The organism is Dolichospermum sp. UHCC 0260 (assembly GCF_009711985.1).
GTDB lineage: Bacteria > Cyanobacteriota > Cyanobacteriia > Cyanobacteriales > Nostocaceae > Dolichospermum > Dolichospermum lemmermannii.
The window spans coordinates 11,534-32,434 of the sequence record NZ_VIKZ01000037.1; the positions used below are offsets into that span (position 1 = coordinate 11,534).

19 protein-coding genes are annotated in these 20,901 nt (G+C 37.8%); 9 read left to right on the forward strand and 10 right to left on the reverse strand.

Features of this window, described 5'->3' with window-relative positions:
- The first annotated feature begins 34 nt into the window (after nt 1–34).
- The 4 genes from FJR08_RS14960 to FJR08_RS14975 all read left to right on the forward strand — a co-directional run bounded on the left by FJR08_RS14960 (nt 35) and on the right by FJR08_RS14975 (nt 5,060).
- On the forward strand, nt 35–1,321 hold the full coding sequence (locus FJR08_RS14960) for a glutamyl-tRNA reductase (RefSeq protein ID WP_168633695.1): 1,287 nt from the start codon (nt 35–37) through the stop codon (nt 1,319–1,321).
- A 142-nt stretch (nt 1,322–1,463) separates the two neighbouring features.
- A complete protein-coding gene (locus FJR08_RS14965; RefSeq protein WP_168633696.1) occupies nt 1,464–3,194 on the forward strand; it encodes an asparagine synthetase B in 1,731 nt (576 codons plus the stop codon).
- Between the two features lie 4 nt (nt 3,195–3,198).
- The gene (locus FJR08_RS14970) at nt 3,199–4,470 is read left to right on the forward strand and encodes an AAA family ATPase (RefSeq protein WP_168633697.1); all 1,272 of its coding nucleotides are present in this window, start codon (nt 3,199–3,201) and stop codon (nt 4,468–4,470) included.
- Nucleotides 4,471–4,475: 5 nt separating this feature from the next.
- Nucleotides 4,476–5,060, forward strand: coding sequence for a hypothetical protein (locus FJR08_RS14975; RefSeq protein WP_015080649.1), 585 nt, complete (start codon nt 4,476–4,478; stop codon nt 5,058–5,060).
- Between the two features lie 23 nt (nt 5,061–5,083).
- Here the strand turns inward: FJR08_RS14975 and FJR08_RS14980 are convergent, their stop codons facing one another.
- From FJR08_RS14980 to FJR08_RS24040, 5 genes are all read right to left on the reverse strand, one after another.
- Nucleotides 5,084–6,394, reverse strand: a complete 1,311-nt coding sequence (locus FJR08_RS14980; protein ID WP_168633698.1) for a hypothetical protein — start codon at nt 6,392–6,394, stop codon at nt 5,084–5,086.
- Between the two features lie 97 nt (nt 6,395–6,491).
- Nucleotides 6,492–7,706 carry a decarboxylase gene (locus FJR08_RS14985; RefSeq protein ID WP_168633699.1) on the reverse strand — a complete coding sequence of 405 codons (1,215 nt, stop codon included), beginning with the start codon at nt 7,704–7,706 and terminating at the stop codon, nt 6,492–6,494.
- Nucleotides 7,670–9,364 (reverse strand): asparagine synthetase B, encoded by a 1,695-nt coding sequence (locus FJR08_RS14990; RefSeq protein WP_168633700.1) that lies wholly within the window; start codon nt 9,362–9,364, stop codon nt 7,670–7,672. Before FJR08_RS14990 ends, FJR08_RS14985 begins: the two co-directional genes overlap by 37 nt.
- A 2-nt stretch (nt 9,365–9,366) precedes the next feature.
- Nucleotides 9,367–9,987 (reverse strand): DUF3859 domain-containing protein, encoded by a 621-nt coding sequence (locus tag FJR08_RS14995; protein WP_168633701.1) that lies wholly within the window; start codon nt 9,985–9,987, stop codon nt 9,367–9,369.
- Between the two features lie 19 nt (nt 9,988–10,006).
- On the reverse strand, nt 10,007–10,141 hold the full coding sequence (locus FJR08_RS24040) for a hypothetical protein (protein WP_256369728.1): 135 nt from the start codon (nt 10,139–10,141) through the stop codon (nt 10,007–10,009).
- Between the two features lie 91 nt (nt 10,142–10,232).
- Between FJR08_RS24040 and bchD the strand changes: the two genes are divergently transcribed.
- The 3 genes from bchD to FJR08_RS15010 all read left to right on the forward strand — a co-directional run bounded on the left by bchD (nt 10,233) and on the right by FJR08_RS15010 (nt 14,251).
- A complete protein-coding gene (gene bchD, locus FJR08_RS15000; protein ID WP_015080654.1) occupies nt 10,233–12,257 on the forward strand; it encodes a magnesium chelatase ATPase subunit D in 2,025 nt (674 codons plus the stop codon).
- A gap of 110 nt (nt 12,258–12,367) precedes the next feature.
- Nucleotides 12,368–13,537 carry a DUF262 domain-containing protein gene (locus FJR08_RS15005; RefSeq protein WP_168633702.1) on the forward strand — a complete coding sequence of 390 codons (1,170 nt, stop codon included), beginning with the start codon at nt 12,368–12,370 and terminating at the stop codon, nt 13,535–13,537.
- Nucleotides 13,538–13,543: 6 nt separating this feature from the next.
- Complete coding sequence (locus FJR08_RS15010) at nt 13,544–14,251, forward strand: MAE_28990/MAE_18760 family HEPN-like nuclease (protein ID WP_168633703.1); 708 nt, start codon at nt 13,544–13,546, stop codon at nt 14,249–14,251.
- A 387-nt stretch (nt 14,252–14,638) separates the two neighbouring features.
- On the opposite strand, the gene FJR08_RS15015 is transcribed toward FJR08_RS15010, so the two are convergent.
- Nucleotides 14,639–15,640: a transaldolase gene (locus FJR08_RS15015; RefSeq protein ID WP_168633704.1), complete on the reverse strand. Its 1,002-nt coding sequence runs from the start codon at nt 15,638–15,640 to the stop codon at nt 14,639–14,641.
- A gap of 25 nt (nt 15,641–15,665) precedes the next feature.
- Between FJR08_RS15015 and FJR08_RS15020 the strand changes: the two genes are divergently transcribed.
- Complete coding sequence (locus FJR08_RS15020) at nt 15,666–15,851, forward strand: hypothetical protein (protein ID WP_083881467.1); 186 nt, start codon at nt 15,666–15,668, stop codon at nt 15,849–15,851.
- 5 nt (nt 15,852–15,856) lie between these two features.
- Here FJR08_RS15020 and pyk read toward each other — a convergent pair whose 3' ends face one another.
- The 3 genes from pyk to FJR08_RS15035 all read right to left on the reverse strand — a co-directional run bounded on the left by pyk (nt 15,857) and on the right by FJR08_RS15035 (nt 18,831).
- Nucleotides 15,857–17,287: a pyruvate kinase gene (gene pyk, locus FJR08_RS15025; RefSeq protein ID WP_015080658.1), complete on the reverse strand. Its 1,431-nt coding sequence runs from the start codon at nt 17,285–17,287 to the stop codon at nt 15,857–15,859.
- Between the two features lie 130 nt (nt 17,288–17,417).
- A complete protein-coding gene (gap, locus tag FJR08_RS15030; RefSeq protein ID WP_015080659.1) occupies nt 17,418–18,443 on the reverse strand; it encodes a type I glyceraldehyde-3-phosphate dehydrogenase in 1,026 nt (341 codons plus the stop codon).
- A gap of 226 nt (nt 18,444–18,669) precedes the next feature.
- A complete protein-coding gene (locus FJR08_RS15035; RefSeq protein ID WP_168633705.1) occupies nt 18,670–18,831 on the reverse strand; it encodes a hypothetical protein in 162 nt (53 codons plus the stop codon).
- Nucleotides 18,832–18,894: 63 nt separating this feature from the next.
- Here FJR08_RS15035 and FJR08_RS15040 point away from each other — a divergent pair, with 63 nt between their 5' ends.
- Entirely contained in the window at nt 18,895–20,094 is a 1,200-nt protein-coding gene (locus FJR08_RS15040; RefSeq protein ID WP_168633706.1) for an RNA-guided endonuclease TnpB family protein, read from the forward strand.
- 119 nt (nt 20,095–20,213) lie between these two features.
- Here the strand turns inward: FJR08_RS15040 and gmk are convergent, their stop codons facing one another.
- Complete coding sequence (gmk, locus tag FJR08_RS15045) at nt 20,214–20,828, reverse strand: guanylate kinase (RefSeq protein WP_041458067.1); 615 nt, start codon at nt 20,826–20,828, stop codon at nt 20,214–20,216.
- Nucleotides 20,829–20,901: the final 73 nt, after the last annotated feature.

The following is a 20,901-nucleotide window of genomic DNA, read 5'->3' on the forward strand; positions in this document are numbered from 1 at the left end:
ACACCTGACACCAAACCAATTACCTATTTAAAAAATGAATATTGCCGTGGTGGGGTTAAGCCATAAAACAGCCCCTGTAGAAGTTAGAGAAAAATTAAGTATTCCTGAACCTCAAATTGAAAGTGCGATCGCTCAACTGCTGAGTTATCCTCATGTTGATGAAGTTGCTATTCTCAGCACTTGTAACCGCTTAGAAATTTATATTGTTAGTAACGAGACTACCCAAGGAATTCACGAAGTTACCCAGTTCCTTTCTGAACATAGCAAATTGCCGATTATGTCTTTAAGACATCATTTGTTTATGTTGCTGCATACTGATGCTATCACCCATATTTTACGGGTTGCGGGTGGGTTGGATAGTCTGGTTTTGGGTGAAGGTCAAATTCTCGCTCAAGTTAAGAATACCCACAAACTGGGACAACAATTTAATGGCATCAAAACCATTTTAAATCGCTTATTTAAACAAGCTTTAACGGCGGGTAAACGGGTTCGCACCGAAACCAGTATTGGGACTGGTGCGGTTTCTATCAGTTCGGCCGCTGTGGAATTGGCACAGATGAAAGTAGAAAATTTATCTCCTTATCGGGTGTCTATTCTCGGTGCTGGGAAAATGTCCCGGTTACTTGTACAACACCTGATTTCTAAAGGTGCAACTCAAATTAGTATTGTTAATCGTTCCCGCACAAGGGCTGAAGAATTGGCGAAGTTGTTCCCAGAACAACCGATCCAAATCCATTTGCTGCCAGAAATGATGTCAGTTATTGCCGCTAGTGATATAGTTTTTACTAGCACTTCTTCCACTGAACCGATTTTAGATCGGGTGAAGTTGGAAACGGTGTTAGAACCCAATCAACAATTGATGATATTTGATATTTCTGTCCCCCGAAATGTGGATGCAGATGTCAATGATTTGGCCAATGTCAAGGCTTTTAATGTTGATGATTTGAAGGCGGTTGTCGCCCAAAATTATGAAAGTCGCCGCCAAATGGCGCAGGAAGCTGAGAAGATTTTAGATGAGGAAGTTGAAGCTTTTGATATTTGGTGGCGGAGTTTAGAAACTGTATCTACAATTAGTTCTTTACGGAATAAAATCGAAACTATCCGCGAACAAGAATTAGAAAAGGCTTTATCTCGTTTGGGTTCGGAATTTGGCGAAAAGCATCAAGAGGTAATTGAGGCTTTGACAAGGGGAATAGTGAATAAGATTCTCCATGATCCGATGGTGCAATTACGCGCCCAGCAAGATGTGGAAGCTAGAAGACGATGTATGCAAACTCTGCAAATGCTATTTAATTTGGACGCTGAGGAACAGTTTAGCTGAAATTATCAAGAAACAGGGGTTTTTCCTGGTTCAGATCCCCGACTTCTTTGAGATTGCTGCAAATTTCGCTGCTTAGATTTTAACGGGTAATTGGTAGTTGCTAATATTTTTACTTATTACCCCTTATCCAATACCCAAACTAATGCTATTTAATTTTTTTAAAAGTTCTCAGTCTGCCATTACAAATATTGAATTTAAGTCTAGTTGGTGTGTAGCTTATGGAAAATTAGATAATTTAAAAGAAGATGTAATTTGGCAAGATCAGCAATTTGCAGTTATTTCCACAGCAGATAAATTTGCCATAAGTCATAGCAAAAGATTTATAGTAGTTGGAGATATTTGGTTAAGTAATCGAGAAGAATTACTGCAAAAATTAGGAATTAAGATTAATCATAATTGCAGTAATCAACAAATAGTTGCACAACTTTGGGAAAAATATAATTCTGAATGTTTAAAGCTATTATTGGGAATGTTTGGGTTAGTAGTTTGGGATTGTGAAAAACAGGAATTATATTTAATTAGGGATGCTATTGGTGGACGCACTTTATATTATACTACCACAGGTTTAACTTATTGGATAGCCCCAAAATTAAGAACTTTAACACCTTATCGTTCTGATAATTTAGATTTAGTTGCATTACGAGATTATCTTTGTTGTGCATTTGTTCCGGGAGAAAGGACACTTTGGCAAGATATCAAAGAAATTCGTCCTGGTACTTTTCTGCAAATGCCATCACAACAAGTTTATCATTATTGGCAATTAAAAGAACAAATTATAGACAAAAATCAACCTTTAGCATGGTATGGTGAAAAATTGCGTTTTTTACTTGAACAAGTTGTTAAAGAATATTTACCCGAAAATCAACCGGTTGGTATTTTCCTATCTGGTGGTTTAGATTCTAGCAGCATTACCGCACTAGCAGCAAAATTACATTCTGCACCAATTCATACCTATTCTATTCATTTTGGGACCGAAACTGCGAACGAATTAGAGTTTTCTAATTTAGTTGCAGAACATTGTCAAACTCAACATCACATCTTAGAAATTACCTTTCGGGATATGTGGGAACGTTTACCAGAAACAATGGCTTATTTAGATGATCCTATTGGAGATCCTTTAACAGTTCCCAATTTATTAATAGGCAGAATCGCGCAAGAAAATGTGCAAATTACTCTCAATGGAGAAGGTGGAGATCCTTGTTTTGGTGGACCCAAAAATCAACCTATGTTAATTAATAGTTTATATGGTGCTATTAATAACCAGGATTCATTACAAGCATTTTTAATTTCTTTTCAAAAGTGTACTTTAGATTTACCGCAACTTTTAAAAGCGGAAATTTGGCAAAGTTTAAAAAATGGATCTTCAGTATTTTATGATGATTTAAATGCCGATGTCAATTATTTGAATAGATTAATGGCATTGAATATTAAATTTAAAGGTGCAGATCAGATTTTGACAAAAGTGAGTAATTTAACTCAAGCAGCAGATTTACAAGGTTTATCACCACTTTTTGATCAGCGTGTAGTTGAATTAAGTATGCAAATTCCTCCAGAATATAAACTTTCGGGAGTGGAAGAAAAAGCAGTTTTGAAAAAAGCAGTTAGTGATATTTTACCAGATACTATTATTCATCGTCCTAAAAGTGGAATGATGGTTCCTGTACAATTAGGATTTAGAAAATATTGGCAACGGGAAGCGCGGAAATTATTGTTAAATAGAAATAGTGAGATTTCAGCTTATATCAATCAGGATATATTGCGTGAGTGGTTAGATTTTAAAGGGGATGTTTGGGGAAGATATGGTGTTAAACTATGGTTATTGATAAGTCTGGAAATTTGGTTACAGGTAAATAAATCTACATTAAAAAAATAGTCAAATGTTAAAAGAACTTCATTTAAGGTCTGTTGGACCATCTTCTCAATTTGATGTTGAATTTGCTGATAGACTCAACATTTTTACTGGGGATAATGGACTAGGTAAAAGCTTTTTACTGGATGTTGCTTGGTGGGTACTTACCGGAAATTGGGTAGAACAACCCGCTTATCCGCGAAAAGATACAAATCAATTACCACAAATTATATCCAAACTTGATATACAAAATAGCGGCTTACTTTTTTCCGAAATAGATGTTCAGAGTCAATTTGATTTTTCTGAGCAAAAATGGCAGATTAAATCGCATTTAGGTGATTTTTTTAAATTTTCAAAAAGAGTAGTTATTTTTGTTCGTGTTGATGGTAGTTTTTCTGTTTTTGACCCTACTCGCAACCATAAAAATGCCTATGATTTTACTCCAGATACCCTTTGGAATGGGTTAAAGTCAAAAAGAAAGGTTCTTTGTAATGGTCTAATTCAAGATTGGGTAACGTGGCAAAATCAACCACAAAAAATGCCATTTCAACTTTTATCTGATGTCATAAAACGACTTTCACCCCATCCTGATGAATGGATAGAAATAGGAGAATCAACGCGAGTATCTGTGGATGATGTGCGTGATATTCCGACAATTAATCTTCCTTATGGTAATATTCCCATTACCCAAGCATCAGCAGGAATGAAGCGGATTTTGGGACTTGCTTATTTGTTAGTATGGACTTGGTATGAACACGAAAAAGCTTCTGAATTAACGCAGCAAGAACCACTAAATGAAATAGTTTTACTAATTGATGAAATTGAGTCTCATCTCCATCCTCGCTGGCAAAGAGTAATTTTACCATCTATTTTATCAGTGGTAAATCAGTTGAAGCCAAATATTACTATACAAACTTTAGTTACAACTCATTCTCCACTTGTACTGGCTTCGTTAGAACCTATTTTTGATGAAGATCAAGATAAATTATTTCTATTTGAACTACAAGGAAAAGAGGTCGAACTAAATGAAATATTGTGGACTAAACAGGGAGATACTGTAGGATGGTTAACTTCAGAAATATTCGGACTAAAACAAGCGCGTTCTCAAGAATCAGAAACCGCAATTGAAGCAGCAGAAGCGTGGATGCGAAATGATAATATGAATACTTTTCCTGAACATTTGAGAACACAATCAGAAATTCATCAGCAATTGCAAAGACTTTTACCAGGACATGATCCATTTTGGCCACGTTGGATAGTTACAGCAGAAAGAAGAAATCAAAAATCATCAGACTCATAGTAAATATGTTAAAGTTTAATCCTCCAGCAGAACCGGAAAATTTTGATCTAAAAGCACGACAACCAGGTAATAATTGGTTAGAAAAAAATACAGATCCTAAAAGAAAACTCAGAGATTATTGGTCAAATTTTAAAAGTGATTTAGCTGATGGTTTTAGTAATCTTTGCGGTTATAGTGCAATGTATGAACCTGTTGGTACTGTAGATCATTTCTTATCTTGTGACAATCATCGTCATTTGGCTTATGAATGGAGTAATTACCGTTTTGCTTCCGGTTGGATCAATAGCAGTAAAGGTACTCTTGATCAGCAGGTTCTTGACCCATTTGAAGTGGAAAATGACTGGTTTGAAATTCTGTTGCCTTCCTTGCAATTAATCATAACTGATAAAGTTCCACTGCACGAACGTCAAAAGGCTGAATTTACTCTACAAAAATTGCATCTACGGGATGATGAACGAGTTCTTCGTCAGCGTCAAGCATGGTATCAGATGTATATTGATGGTGATCTTACCCTAACAGGATTAGAAAAGAAAGCTCCCTTGATTGCTCGTGCAGTTAGAAAACAACAAGCAAATTCTCAGTTAGAATAATTATTAGTAACATCCATGTTTATTCAACCAAAACTTTCCACCATATAAATATCATTTCCTGAATTAATACCTGAATCACCAATTAAAATTATACTACTATCATCACTTTCTAAATTCAAGCTTCCAGAAATACCATGTCTGAGAACTTGAATTAATTTTTGTGGGGTAAAAGATTCTAATTCGACAAAATTACCAGTATCTAACCAAGCTAATTCGTCAGCAGTTAAAGTCAGACGAATATCTACAGATAATTTTTTAGCTTCGTCTTTTAACTGTGAAGAAAACCGAGTAAACATTTTTCCCTGACTCGCAATAATTTGACGGGGTAAAAGTCCCAGGTCAATAATTGCCACATTGCTATTTAAAAACCACTTTTCACTGGTGCGGAGATGATGAACTAAACTGACACCTTTGGAACTACAATCATGAATAGCATAAACCTTTAAATCAGGGTTACGTCGTAGCATTTCCATTGTAGTATTGAAAATGCTTTGAGGATAACCAGTAATACTGAGAATTGCACAATTATTTTCAAAGTGGAAATTATTAGCAATTAATAATTGTGCAATATTAGCACTATCACAAACTACTAATCTATCAAAACTATAAGCTGTTATATCGGGGTTAATAGATGTAGGTGCAATTTGTTCTTGTTGTGAAGTTAGAACTTTATCAACTTTACCATTTATTTGTTGCCATTTTGTCAGCCAACCATCTAAATCTATGGAAGAAAATAAAAATTGTTGTGGTAAATTTTCGACATTTCCTAACTGTCTAGTTCCTAAAAATATTGATAGCAACCCTAAAATTACTACAATAGAGAAAACAGGGAAAGAATTTAACACAAATAAACTTGCTGATATTCCCACTACTAGAATTAGCACTCCCAGTCCTTGTAAGGTTCTAGCACTTGCTTTCCGACTAGCATTGTTTAATCTACTTGAATTTGTGTTATTAAATAAATACCAAATTGTACCTGCTTGGTAAACTAAATTAACAACAAGAAAAGAATTAGGTATCAAAGCAGTAAGTCCTCCAACAAAACCTGTTACCCAAACATTCAAAAAAAGATATAAAAACCAAAATCCTGCTGGTTGAAATGCCTTTTTTCTAACCCGACTATCTAAAAAATAAAGGAGTTGTTTGGGTGTAAAATATAAAGTATAACTAGCTGAAATATCTGCTAATGTTTTAGCAAACATAGAATCGGTAATTTTTGTAGTTCCCATACTTGTGGGTTCAAAAGCAAAAGGATGATTACATTTAATACATCTTCCTTGATTTGCTGTTCTGTCTTTTAATTTGTTGTCAGTTCCGCAGTTAATATATTTCATGGTTTTGTTAGTTTTGATTTGGTTAAAAATTGTGGTTTTAGATACTCGACTTCTATTCTTATTTTGGGAATTAATTAATAATTAAAGAAGTCGAATTTTAGATGATTTGATTATTAAGTAAAATGCTGTAATCTTCCCGTTTACGAATTAAATGATGCCTACCATTTTCTAATAAGACTTCCGCAGGTCTGGGACGATGTAAAAAGTGAGAAGACATAGCATAACCATAAGCACCAACATCTAAAATAGCGATAATATCGCCAATTTCTAAAGCAGGAAGTTGGCAGTTTTTGCCTAAATAATCCCGTGAATATGTGGTATTTCCACAAACATCAGTTAGATATTTTTGAGAAGTTGAATTTTTCAAAGTTATAATTTCTCGATAACCTCCATGTACAGAAATAACAGAAATATTAGCAATAGTAGAATCTACACCGATAATTTGTTTTTCTCCTTGCCATTTTACCGAAACAACTTTAACTAATAAAGTACCACAACCCGCTATAGCAGAGCGTCCTGGCTCAATCATTAAATTAATATTTTTGCCAATTTTACTAATTTTATTAGTTAATTGATGTCCAAATAATTGCCAATCAAAAGCCAAATGATCATGATGATATGGATAACCAAAACCACCACCAAAATCCAAATATTGCCAATCTGGTAACTTTTGTGCAATTGCTAAAATCGCATCAATAACATCAGTAAAAGCAGTAGTTGCATTAGTTCCCGTACCCCGATAAAAATGTAAACCAGTCACCTTTAAACCCGCAGCCGAAGCAATAGAAACAGCCTCATCAAAATCAGCCGAACTAACACCAATACGACTATCCTCCGACACATTCAACCGCAAACCAATATTTAACTTTGCGTCTTTGCTTCTCTGCGTCTTTGCGCGAAATAAAAAAACCTCACAACATAAACGCAACTGAGAAATACTATCCAAATTGAGAGTAGTCACACCCCAACCAAGAACCTGTTCCATTTCCTCCCAATTCAAATTACTACCGCTATATACGATATCACCAGCATAAAAACCCGCATTTAAACCCAAATAAATATCACCTGGAGTATTAGCATGAAGTCCCCAACCGGCGTTTTTAAATATTTTTAGTAATGTAATATTACTATTTGTTACACTAGCAAAATGAAACTGAGTATGGGGATAACTAATAGCTTTGGTAATATATGAAATAGTTTGGCGTAAAATATCGCCGTTGTAGACGTATAAAGGAGAACCGTAAACTTGCAATAACTCCTGTGCAAGTTCTAATTCTAAATTTGGGATTGCTGTAACTTTTTCCATAACCATCGAGGTAAAATAAATGGATGAGATAAAGACTTTTTGCCTAATTTAGAACCAAAAACATGATAATGCCAAAGTTGCCACATTATCAATAACCAGAGACTTTCACCAATTCGTCGTCCTTGAATTTGTCCCCCTAATTCACCTGTAACAATTTGTGACGCAATATCAGGAAAAAAACAGCCATCCGATTTTAGTATACCAGGATTTAACCAATTACCAAGATCATGCCAATAATCATTTAAACACCAAGAGGTTAAGGGAACACCCATACCGCGTTTTTGTCGCCAAACTATTTCTGAAGGTAGCCAATTTTCTGCTGCTCGTTTGAGGATATACTTCTCACAAGCACCGTTTAGACAGAGTTCCCCAGATAGCTGAAAAGTCCATTCTGCTAAAAGTAAATCACAAAAGGGCGATCGCACACCTAACCCATGAGCAAAACCCAACGCAGTCGCACGGGGATGAATATTTTGCGCTCCTTTTAACATCAAACTGGCACGACGGAGACGATGTAACAACGAAGGACAAAAACTAGCATCAAGAGCATTTAACAACCATTCCTGAGCATTTAAACCTTGAATCTGAGCATATATCTCCGGCTGATAAATCCTTGATTCATAACCCCAAAGACGGTGAAAAGTCCGCAGATATTGGTGAATAAAACTTTCTTCTTTATCAGGATGTTCAGATTGATAAATACCCGCAGCAATTAAAGGTTTATTAGTCCAACCAGCAAATAATTGATCACCACCTTCACCATTAAAAATCACTTGAGTTTCTTGACTAGCAACTTGATTGAGGAGATATAAAGGAACAGTCACACCGTCACCAAAAGGTAAATCTAAAACTTTGATAGTAGGAATTAGAGCCTGTTTAATCTTACCAGGACTAGCATCAACTTTAACTAAAGGAATATTCAGAAACTTTGCAACTTGTTCCGCATAGGGATATTCAGAAATTCCCACCTTACCAAAATCCAAAGAGTAAGCACGAACTTTTATCCCAGCTTCTACCAACAAAGCCGCAACAATAGAAGAATCCAAACCCCCAGACAGAAAAACCCCCACAGGTTCATCTTTTAAATTAGAAATTTGTGTTTGAATAGAATTTTTCAGTAAAACTTGTAATTGAGAAACTGCTGTATTTTCATCTTGAATTTGTGACTTTGATTCACACCATTGATAAATACTATGAACTTGAGGATTATCAACATCTTTCCAAATAATCTCAGTTCCCGCAGCTACAGAAAACACCTCATTAACAGGAGTCAGAGGATTAGGAACATAAGAAAAACAACTATAACCATATAAACCAGAAATATTAACTTCCGGTTTTTCTATAACTTCTAAAAGTAATTGTAATTGAGAAGCAAACCAAAGCACCCCACCTTGTCGAGTCCAAAATAAAGAAACTCGTCCAAAAGCTTCCCTACCCAAAATTAACCTATCTTCCTCTACCCTTACCCAAACATCAAAAGCATCAGAAAATCCCCCAGCAGAAATACCCGCAATCATATTTTGCGGTAACACAGGTACAGACTCACAACCAACATAAATAACATCCCAAAAAAAATTTCCTTCCTCCTTTGCGCCTTTGCGCCTTTGCGTGAGAAACTCTTTTCTCCTATCACCCCAATAACCAATAAAATGAAAAGGAAACATAACTATTGCACCACAAAAGTTTCTTCACTAATTTTCCTATTTTCGAGCAACATTTCAACCTTCCAATTACCCACTGGTGCTGTAGAATTAATAGAATAACGGCAAAAAGTATCCCAAATAGAAGTTTTAACTTCACGGGTTTGATAATTATTTTGCTTGACAATTTGACCACTTGGGTCAATCCAATTACAAGAAAGATTGAGCTTTTTACCTATAGGTGCATCTTTTAAAGTCACCCGATAAAAAATTTCTGAATTAGCTGAACGGGAGATATTTTTTAAATTCCCATTATTTGATTCTAGAGTAATTCTATCTTGTTGTGCAGAAACATTAGCGAGTAAAGAACCTTGTTGTTGATTAAAAAACACTGTGAATCCTATACCGATAATTACAGCCGCAGCTACTCCAAAACCAATTAGTTTATTACGGTGTTGTTGGACCTCTAAAGCTTGTTTACGCCGAACTTGAATTAAGGCTTCATCTAATAATTCCGGTGCTAAATTCAAATCTTGTAAAATGTCTTTAACTTGTTGTTGATCAAGTTCTGCTTCTTGACGTAATTGCAGACTTTGAACTTCAGCAATTATTTGATTTAATTGTTCTTGGGTTAGTCGCTGGTTCATGATTTTTGGTAACTTCTGATTAATGTAGGTTGAGAAAACAGAGAAACCAGATCCCCGACTTCTCAAAGAAGTCGGGGATCTTAATAGACAGGAAAATTTCAGTGAGTTGGTGATATTCTTCTAAGGTGAAGCTTTTAACCTGAATTGTAGTCATATATCTTGCTCCTTGAGGAATTGCCATTATATATATTCTAAAATGTGCCAGGAATTGCTATGCTAAAACTATAATAACTATTAAGGAAACAATGCGATCGCCTACTCTTACCCCGACAATGACTGCTTTTCCCTTGGCTGCTGTAGTTGGTCAAGAAGCAATTAAAATAGCTTTGCTGTTGACAGCAGTAGATCCCGTTTTGGGGGGTGTGGTAATTGCAGGTCGTCGCGGTACGGCTAAATCTGTGATGGCGCGGGCTATTCACGCTTTATTACCACCTATTGAAGTTGTCAAAGGTTCTGTTAGCAACTGTGACCCCAACCACCCCGAAGAATGGGATGATAAACTTTTAGCGGGACAAAGACAGGAGATAGAAACGGAAATTATCCCTGCACCTTTTTTGCAGATTCCTCTGGGGATTACGGAAGACCGGCTTTTAGGTTCTGTGGACGTGGAACAGTCGGTTAAACAAGGTGATACAATTTTTCAACCGGGATTACTCGCTACAGCCAATCGTGGTGTGCTGTATGTGGATGAAATCAATTTATTAGATGACCAAATTAGTAACCAACTTTTATCGGTATTATCGGACGGACGTAACCAAATTGAACGGGAAGGAATCAGTTTTCAACATCCTTGCAAAACTTTGTTTATTGCCACTTATAATCCAGAAGAAGGAGCGCTCAGAGAGCATTTACTTGATAGAATAGCGATCGCCCTATCAGCAGACGGAGTTCTGGGTATAGATCAAAGAGTACAGGCAGTTGAACAAGCGATCGCCTATTCCCAGTCTCCCACAGAATTTCTGCAACAATACAGCGAAGATATAGACTCACTCAAAACCCAAATCATCCTGGCACGGGAATGGTTAAAAGAAGTCACCATTACCCAAGAACAAATTACCTACCTCGTCAATGAAGCCATTCGCGGGGGTGTAGAAGGACATCGGGCAGAATTATTTGCAGTGCGCGTAGCCAAAGCCGCAGCAGCCTTAGAAGGACGCAGTACCGTCACCGCTGAAGATTTACGTCGCGCAGTGGAATTGGTGATAGTTCCCAGAACCACAATTATTCAAACTCCACCAGACGAACAGCAACCACCACCACCTCCCCCACCACCACAAGAAAATCAAGACGAGTCGGAATCAGAAGAAGAACAAGAGGAAGAACAGGAAGAAGAGAAAGAAGAAGACCAAGAACAGCAAGAACCCCCAGACATTCCCGAAGAATTTATCTTTGATCCAGAAGGGGTAATTCTCGACCCGGAAGTGCTTTATTTTACCCAAATGGCACAAAAGCAGGGTAAATCTGGAAGTCGCAGTATTATCTTCTCAGACGATAGGGGACGGTACATTAAGCCGATGATTCCCAAAGGTAAAGCGAGAAGAATAGCCGTAGATGCCACACTGCGAGCCGCAGCCCCATATCAAAAAGCACGCCGGGCTAGACAACCTGATAAAAAGGTGATTGTCGAACAGGGAGATATCCGTTCTAAGCGGTTAGTGAGAAAAGCCGGTGCGTTGGTGGTGTTTGTTGTAGATGCTTCTGGTTCAATGGCTTTAAATCGGATGCAATCCGCTAAAGGTGCGGTGATGCAGCTTTTGACAGAAGCGTATCAAAATCGTGATCAAGTATCTTTGATCCCCTTCCGAGGAGAACAAGCGGAAGTTTTATTACCTCCTACCCGTTCCATTGCTTTAGCTAAGAATAGGTTAGAAAGATTACCCTGCGGTGGTGGTTCTCCTTTAGCACATGGTTTAACTCAAGCGGTACGGGTGGGGATAAATGCCCAAATGGGTGGGGATATCGGGCAGGTTGTGATAGTGGCAATTACTGATGGACGTGGTAATATTCCTTTAGCTCGTTCTTTAGGTGAACCCATGGAACCAGGAGAAAAGCCGGATATCAAAGCCGAATTATTAGATATTGCTGGCAGAATTCGGGCTTCAGGGATGCAGTTGTTGGTAATTGATACGGAAAGTAAGTTTGTATCCACTGGCTTTGCGAAGGAATTATCAAAAACAGCCGGAGGTAAATATTATCACTTACCAAAAGCGACAGATAAAGCGATCGCGGCTATGACAAGAGGTGCTATAGCAGACATGAAAGCAAAATAGTCATTAGACCTATCTGTAAATTCTGTTTTAATCCTTAACTAATCAGGTTTATAAGCTAAGTTGTAGATAGGTCTATTTATTTTTATCACCATTGAAGGAGAATGTAGTCAATGCAACTTCTAGCTCCAACTGAAGAAATGATGTGGGAAAAAACACCATCTCTAAACCACATCACTATGTCTGATCAACAAATAAATGCTAAATATGAAAAAGGAAAACAAAGGATATTAATAGAAATGAACCGGGAAAAGTTACCAGCTTTTGTAGAGTCTTTAAAGAAACCTGGTTATATGGATCTTAGACCATTTTATCAAAGAAGAAATAGATGGGATAAGAAAAAACAGTCTCAATTAATAGAATCTTTTTTAATTAACATTCCTGTACCTCCAATTATTCTGTATGAAAAGAAATATAATGTTTATGAAGTAATGGATGGTCAACAGAGAATTACTGCTCTTCAAGATTTTTATGAAAATCGTCTGCAATTAACAGAATTAGAACTTTGGCCAGAACTGAATGGACGTACATACAATGAACTTCCTGGCAATATTAAAGCAGGAATTGATCGTCATTCTATTTCCACTATAGTTTTAATTATAAAATCAAAATCTAGTCCAGAAGATGCACTGTTTTTAAAACAGCTTGCTTTTGCACGTATCAATACTGGAGGAGTAGCACTCAGTCGTCAAGAAATACGTAATTGTTCATTTGATGGTCAGTTTAATCAATTATTGCTAGAATTAGCAATTAATCCAATTTTTAAAGAATCTTGGAATATTCCTATTGATGATGAAGAAATTCAGAAAAATAACCTCTACAAAAAAATGGAAGATGCGGAATTAATTCTGCGTTTTTTTGCATTGCGTAACAGTGATAAGTTTAGTAGCACTATGGAGGGATTTCTCGACTTATATATGATGAAAAGTCTATCCTTTTCCGATCAGGATATCGAATTTCTGAAAAACATTTTTCTCCAAACTATAAATCTGGCTCACCAAATTTATGGAGAGCTATTATTTAAGCCTTTTGATCCTCAGTCTGATACTTGGACAAATGAAGCACGTAAAGCTTATTATGATGCTGTGATGGTTGGTTTTAGCCGACACTTAGCAGATGTAGATATTTTACTCGAACGTAAGTCAAGAGTTATTGAGAAAACTAAAATTTTGTTTAGAGAAGATAAATTAAAGCTGTTGACGGGTGCTGGAAAAAGCAAGACTGATATCCAAGAAAGAATCAGTTTATTTGATGATATGTTATCTCAAGTCATAGCAGAGTAAAAAGCAATGTTTCAGAATCTGCTCATGGCTGTAAAAGCTAATATTTCTGCAATTCGTTCAATTATAAAAACTAATGAGAAAATTAGAGATATTGCTTTTGGAGATGTTTCTCTACGTACAGAAGAAATTCAACAACTTCTCATTAATATATCTCAAGATATCCCTGAATTAACTGATTGGCGTGTTTATGATCACTGTGCTGTTGTAACTCGTTTGTATGCTATTTATGAAACCTTTGTAGAAGACTTAATTGAAGATTGGTTAATTCTTTTACCAAGTTTATATTCAAATTATTCAGAATTAAACGAAACTATTCGCAAGACCCACCAAAGTGGGGTAGGAAGATTGCTTCAAGAAATATTGAAGGAAGATAATCACAGATATAAAAACCTCTCCACACAACAAGTTATGTATGGATTATTGAATGGAGAAATTGGTCAAGCACAAGAAGTTGGGAAAATTACAGAGTGGTTGAAAAAACGTCAAGCTGCAATTTTAACCGCAGATGGAGAATATCCATTATCAGTTGGAAATAGTGTATTTTTAGCAAATAAATCTAAATCATACTGTCAATTAGCTACCATAGAGACTATTCAAGATAATAATAATTTTATTACTGATCCTGACTTTAAAACAACTCCAGGAATGGAGTTAGGTTTAAAATTTGATGTTGATGCCAGAAAAGATTTACGCTTATATCAATTAATAACTTGAATTTGTACTCAAAATCAATTTTAAAACATTCTTAAATTCTGGAAATCCTAATGCTGATAATAAAAAACAGCCGGAGGTAAATATTATCACCTACCGAAAGCCACTGATAAAGCGATCGCGGCTATGACAAGAGGTGCTATAGCAGACATGAAATCAAATTAAGTTGACGGAAAATTAATTATTCATAGTTGTGCTTTTAGCAAAGATTGCATAACCACAAAATTATCAATTTAGGACTTATAGCAAAACACTAAAATAGTAAAAATAGCGGCTCAAAATATGAATTAGCTAATCCGAAAACAACCCGTAAAAAGTAGATAGAGCAGGTAATAGGTAATAGAGAATAGGTAAGGATTTTACCAATTACCTATTACCCATCACCAATTACTAAGCAGTTACCTTTTCACGTTCTAAACCAGCCAATCTTTCGGCCAATAGTTTTTCCAAGGAAATCAAAGCCTTGGTAAAACCATCAATACCTTCTGCAAGTTTATCAGAAGCCATGCGGTCAGCATTGTGCATTTGATCAAAAGTAGCCTTATCAACAGAGATTTTGGCAATTGATAACCCTGCTACCTTAGCAGGATCAAGTTTGCGGGGTAATTCTGTGACAGTATTTTGCAATTCTGTCAACAACCCTGGAGAAATAGTCAGCAAATCGCAACCAGCTAATTCAGTAATTTCGCCAATATTGCGGAAACTAGCGCCCATTACCTCGGTTTTATAACCAAACTTTTTATAGTAGTTATAAATGCTAGTTACAGACAATACACCTGGATCTTCCGCTGCGGGATAGCTATCCCGGCCAGTATCTTTCTTGTACCAGTCAAGAATCCGACCAACGAAAGGAGAAATTAAAGTGATACCAGCTTCCGCACAGGCGATCGCTTGGTGCAGACCAAATAGTAAAGTTAAGTTACAGTGAATACCTTCTTTTTCCAAAATTTCTCCAGCTTTGATACCTTGCCAAGTGGAGGCAATTTTAATCAAAACCCGTTCTTTAGAAATACCAGCAGCCTTATACTGAGCGATTAAATCCCGTGCTTTGGCTACGGTAGCATCTGTATCATAGGATAACCGAGCATCTACTTCTGTAGATACACGACCAGGGATAATTTGCAAAATTTTCAATCCAAAAGATACCGCCAAACGGTCAAAAGCTAGAGATACCACCTGTGCTTGACTAGCACCAGCGCCAGCATCTTTTTTAGCTTTCAGTAAAGTCTGATCAACAATATCCTGATATTCCGGCATTTGTGCCGCAGCAGTAATCAGTGAGGGATTGGTAGTAGCATCTTGAGGTTTAAACTGTTCAATTGATTGGATATCTCCGGTATCCGCTACCACAACGGTCACTGCCCGTAGTGCTTCCAGTAAGTTCTTAGGCATAACATACTCCAATGTCAGTGGTCAGTTGTCAGTTGTCAGTTGTCAGTGGTTAGTAGGGGCGAAGCATTTGGAAGATAAATTATCGGTCATTGCCAAAAATAGTTCTCCAAATGCTTCGCCCGTACAGTTGTCAGTGGTCAGTTGTCAGTGGTCAGTGGTGATAGAAATTATTACCAATTACCAATTACCAATTACCAATTACCCATTTTAGATGCGTCATGCTGTAATTGGCTGTCCAATAGAATGCACTTTAATTAAACTTGTTGTTCCAGATTGACCAATTGGGACACCAGAGGTAATCACCACCTTGTCTCCTTCCTGAACTAAACCACTATCTACAACGGTGTCTACCACATTCACAAACATTTCTTCAGCATTGTGAACAGGTTGAATCAGTAGCGGTTCTACACCCCAAGATAAAGCTAATTGACGGTAGGCGGTACAATCGGAAGTAAGAGCGATAATTGGTGTGCTGGGACGATATTTAGAAACGAGTTTGGCTGTGCTTCCTGATGTAGTATTACAGAGAATCGCTTTTGCACCGGTTTCATAGGCAATGCGACACACCGATTGAGATACTGATTCTGTCACCGTCAAACTACCCGCTTTCGGACTCCAAGAATGTCTATTTCCCTCTTGAAGTACGGTTTCTGTTCTTAATGCAATATTGTGCATAGTTTGGACAGCAGCTATGGGATATTCACCCATTGCGGTTTCTCCAGATAACATTACCGCATCTGTGCCATCTAATATTGAGTTAGCCACGTCCGTAGCTTCAGCGCGAGTAGGGTCGGGCGCGCTAATCATGGACTCTAACATTTGAGTAGCTGTAATCACAGGTTTACCAGCTTGATTACAACGACGGGCAATGTCTTTTTGAATCAGGGGGACTTCATAAATCGGTACTTCCACCCCTAAATCCCCACGAGCAATCATAATACCGTCAGCGGCTGCAATGATAGCATCTAGCTGTTCCACAGCTTCTGCCCGTTCAATTTTGGCAATGAGACGAATTTTTGAGCCAGCGCCTTCAATCATCCGGCGTGCGGGTTCGAGGTCTTGGGGCGATCGCACAAAGGAAACCGCTACCCAGTCTACTCCTAATTGTATCCCAAAACGTAAATCCATTAAATCCTTTTCTGTAATTGAACTTACAGGTAAAGGAGTTGCAGGTAAATTTACACCTTTATGAGAAGAAATCAAACCACCAATATTCACATGAGCGCGAATTCTATCAGCGTCTCGACTGGTAACAGTTAATTTCACCCGCCCATCATTAATTAAAATCGTTTCCCCACATCGCATCATAGCAAAGAGAGTAGGTAGAGGTAAGGGTAACTCATCAATAGTTTCACCCTTCTCTTGTAAAACAAAAGTTACCTCAGTCCCAGCTTCTAACATCAGTCCTTCCGGTGGTAATTTTCCCAACCGAATTTTTGGACCACACAAATCCTGCATAATCGCAATTGGCTTATGTAAATCCTTGCTAATCTGGCGCAGATGATGAAAAACCTGGGCGTGAGCCTCATAAGCACCATGAGAAAAATTTAACCGCGCCATGTTCATTCCCGCCCGCACCAAAGCTTCTAACTTCTCAGGTGAAGATGTAGCAGGTCCAATAGTACAAACAATTTTAGTGCGACGCATAAGTATGTAAGGAGTAACGTTAAGGTAGCACACTCCGTTAAGCCCTGGTTTGGTCATTGGTAATTGGTGATTGGTCATTGGGAAGAATGTTTTACCAATTACCCATTACCAATTACCCATTACCCATTACCTAAATCAATCCTTCTTTCTTGGCCATTGACAACATCAAATCAATGACACGGTTGGAGTAACCCCATTCGTTGTCATACCAGGAGACAATTTTGAAGAAATTAGCATTGAGTTCAATTCCTGCACCCGCGTCGAAGATGCTGGAGTGGGAATCACCTTGAAAATCTGTAGATACTACTTCTTCATCGGTGTAACCTAACACACCTGATAAATTACCTTCCGCAGCTTTTTTCATCGCTGCACAGATTTCTTTGTAAGAAGTGGCTTTGGTGGTTTTGAAAGTTAAATCAACTACGGAGACATCGGGAGTGGGAACTCTCAAAGCCATTCCTGTTAATTTACCTTTCAATTCTGGTAACACCAAAGCCACCGCTTTAGCCGCCCCTGTAGCGGAGGGAATTATATTTTGTCCCGCACCCCGTCCACCGCGCCAATCTTTGCGACTGGGACCATCTACCGTGGGCTGAGTGGCTGTTGTGGCGTGAACTGTGGTCATTAACCCTTCGGCTAAACCGAAGTTATCATTAATGACTTTAGCAATGGGGGCTAAACAATTTGTAGTACAACTAGCATTGGAGACAATCAAGTCTTTTGCTGGGTCAAATAGGTGATGATTTACACCCATGACCATTGTTTTTACTTTCTCTGGTTCTTTTGTCGGTGCAGAAATCACAACCCGCTTTGCACCTGCTTTGAGGTGGTTTTCCGCCCCAGGGTAGTCTGTGAAGAGTCCTGTGGATTCGACAACATAATCTACACCCAATTTACCCCAAGGTAATTCGGCGGGATTTCGCATGGATACGCAGGGGATAAAATAACCGTCAATAACTATCCCGTCTTCTCTGGCTGCAACTTTGCTTTTCAATCTTCCGTGTGTAGAGTCGTACTTGAGAAGATAAGCCAGGTTATCGGGAGGAACTAAATCATTAATTCCTACAAATTCAATATTGGGATTAGTAAGACCAGCACGTAACACAAGTCTACCAATTCGACCGAATCCATTAATACCAATTTTCAACTTCGTCAAAATTAAACCTCCTGTGTTGGGAATTTCAGCAAAGGTTAACTGGCCCGGTTAATTCTAGTCTGACTTAGCTGATTCTTACAGTCACAAAAGGCATAAAGTTAATTTAACTGGCATATTTTAAGGTTTAGCTTTCCCGACAGAAGCCCCACGCTCACTATACCGGAGCGTGGGATGAATACAATACGCGCGAGTGAGGAATTGCCCAACAGGCGAAATTGAACGCAGTTCAATCAGGATCGTTGGTCAACGAATGAACATTTTCCGATTTAAGAGAATCTATCCAATCTTCCACTAAGGACGTAATAGTTTTATCTTTGGCGGCGGCGTAAGTTTGCAATATTCGCATTCTTCTTTCGCTCATTCTCAGGCTTAATCTTTTATTTTTCATAACGGGTAGTTAATGGCTATCCTTTATGTTATATTATAAACAGGTCGAAAGGAAACGAAAAATATGAGAACATCTTATCAATACCGATTAAAGCCAACAAGAGAACAAGCCAAAAAAATTGATAAAACATTAGATATGCTGCGGCATCAGTACAATTATCAACTGGCTCAACGCTTCCATTGGTACGAACAAAACCGTTCTCCTATTGATAGATGTTCCATTTTCGTTTGTCATTTACCAGAACTCAAGGATAAACCGAATTATTACAGCCAAAAAGCATCATTAACGCAACTTAAAAAAGACCGCCCTTGGTACACAAGTATTCATTCTCAGGTGCTACAGGAAGTCCCCAAGAAGGTCGAGATAGCTTTTGATAGATGGCTAAAAGGTGATGTTAACGGTAAAAAATCGGGTAGACCTAGATTTAAAGGTGCGGGGCAATATAAAACATTTACCTTTCCTCAGTTCAAACGACACCACTTTACTAATAACAAAATTACGCTATCAAAAATAGGTGATATTAAAGTAATTGTTCATCGTCAAATTCCAGATGGGTTTGATATTAAAACTGTATCTGTCAGTAAAAAAGCAGACGGGTATTATATCACTCTAAGCCTTGATGATAAAAGAGTTCCAACGGTTAAACCTGATTTTAATGCTAATAATATTGTTGGTATTGATGTAGGTTTAATAGATTTTATTGTCACCTCAGACGACGAAAGAATTGCCGCCCCTAAGTTTTTACGCAAGGCTGAACGCAAATTAAAATCTGCACAGCGTCGCGTATCTCGTAGGAAGAAAGGTTCTAATCGTCGTAAAAAAGCGATAAAAAAACTGGGTATTCAACATAAGAAAGTATCAGATACCCGCAAAGATTTCCACTTTAAAACTGCAAACAATCTACTCAAAAAGTACGATGTAGTAGCTGTGGAAAAGTTGAATATAAAAGGACTCGCTAGAACATGGTTGGCAAAAAGTATTAACGATGCCGGTTGGGGACAATTTATAACGATTCTTTCAAACAAAGCCGAGAATGCTGGTTTGAAAGTAATCGCTGTAAATCCAAACGGGACAAGCCAAGAATGCTCTAGTTGCGATGCCCTGAGCTTGCCGAAGGGTGGTCACAAAGTTAAAAAGCCGCTATCCCAAAGAACGCACAATTGCCCTAACTGTAAGGTCAGTTTGTGCCGGGATTTGAATGCTTCAATTAATATCAAGAACCGTGGGGCGCACGGTCTTAAAGCTCGGTCAATGTCTTCATAGAAGAGTCGCCGAGAAGCCCACACTCACCTGTATCCCTTACGGGACCGCAAGGCATAAGGGAGTGTGTGGAGTATGTCACCTATTGTTCATTGATTACTTGCATTAAAATCTTCGTGTCTTCATAGAGGAGACTCTGAACCAAAAATAGCTATCTCTATTTCCTTTAAAGCTTGCTCAAAATCATCATTGATAATTTTTATATCAAATTCGTTAGCAGCGGCAATCTCCTCTTCAGCACGTTGCAAACGACGAGAAATAGCCTCTTCTGAATCTTGTCCCCGTCCACGAATGCGGTTTTCTAGTTCTGCAAATGAAGGTGGCAAAATAAAAATACTCAGGGCGCTAGGGAATGTATGACGGATTTGTCTTGCTCCTGCTAGTTCAATTTCTAGCAACACCAACTTACCCAACTGAATATAGTTCAAAACAGATTCACGGGGCGTACCATAACAGTTACCAGCAAATTCTGCCCATTCTAAAAATTCGCCTTGAGTAACTAACTGTTCAAACTGACTCCGACTAATAAAGTTATAGTTTTTACCATTGATTTCTCCCGGACGAGGTGAACGAGTCGTTGCAGATACTGAATAATGCAATTCTGGATAACGCCGGAGAATTTCATTCATTAACGTACCTTTGCCGACTCCACTCGGACCGGTTAAAACAATTAGTTTGCCCAGAGGCGGACATTCTTTCGTATTTGCACCATTATGGGTAGGTAAAACTTGCATTATCCGTGAAAAAAGTGAATTAATAAATACAAATGATTCCTTAGTCTTGTTTTAGCGACTAAAATAACTAATACTA

Coding starts and splice junctions, on each gene's coding strand:
- FJR08_RS14960 (WP_168633695.1), top strand. CDS start 35: ATGAATATTGCCGTGGTGGGGTTAAGCCATAAAACAGCCCCTGTAGAA.
- FJR08_RS14965 (WP_168633696.1), top strand. CDS start 1,464: ATGCTATTTAATTTTTTTAAAAGTTCTCAGTCTGCCATTACAAATATT.
- FJR08_RS14970 (WP_168633697.1), top strand. CDS start 3,199: ATGTTAAAAGAACTTCATTTAAGGTCTGTTGGACCATCTTCTCAATTT.
- FJR08_RS14975 (WP_015080649.1), top strand. CDS start 4,476: ATGTTAAAGTTTAATCCTCCAGCAGAACCGGAAAATTTTGATCTAAAA.
- FJR08_RS14980 (WP_168633698.1), bottom strand. CDS start 6,394: ATGAAATATATTAACTGCGGAACTGACAACAAATTAAAAGACAGAACA.
- FJR08_RS14985 (WP_168633699.1), bottom strand. CDS start 7,706: ATGGTTATGGAAAAAGTTACAGCAATCCCAAATTTAGAATTAGAACTT.
- FJR08_RS14990 (WP_168633700.1), bottom strand. CDS start 9,364: ATGTTTCCTTTTCATTTTATTGGTTATTGGGGTGATAGGAGAAAAGAG.
- FJR08_RS14995 (WP_168633701.1), bottom strand. CDS start 9,987: ATGAACCAGCGACTAACCCAAGAACAATTAAATCAAATAATTGCTGAA.
- FJR08_RS24040 (WP_256369728.1), bottom strand. CDS start 10,141: ATGACTACAATTCAGGTTAAAAGCTTCACCTTAGAAGAATATCACCAA.
- bchD (WP_015080654.1), top strand. CDS start 10,233: ATGCGATCGCCTACTCTTACCCCGACAATGACTGCTTTTCCCTTGGCT.
- FJR08_RS15005 (WP_168633702.1), top strand. CDS start 12,368: ATGCAACTTCTAGCTCCAACTGAAGAAATGATGTGGGAAAAAACACCA.
- FJR08_RS15010 (WP_168633703.1), top strand. CDS start 13,544: ATGTTTCAGAATCTGCTCATGGCTGTAAAAGCTAATATTTCTGCAATT.
- FJR08_RS15015 (WP_168633704.1), bottom strand. CDS start 15,640: ATGCCTAAGAACTTACTGGAAGCACTACGGGCAGTGACCGTTGTGGTA.
- pyk (WP_015080658.1), bottom strand. CDS start 17,287: ATGCGTCGCACTAAAATTGTTTGTACTATTGGACCTGCTACATCTTCA.
- FJR08_RS15035 (WP_168633705.1), bottom strand. CDS start 18,831: ATGAAAAATAAAAGATTAAGCCTGAGAATGAGCGAAAGAAGAATGCGA.
- FJR08_RS15040 (WP_168633706.1), top strand. CDS start 18,895: ATGAGAACATCTTATCAATACCGATTAAAGCCAACAAGAGAACAAGCC.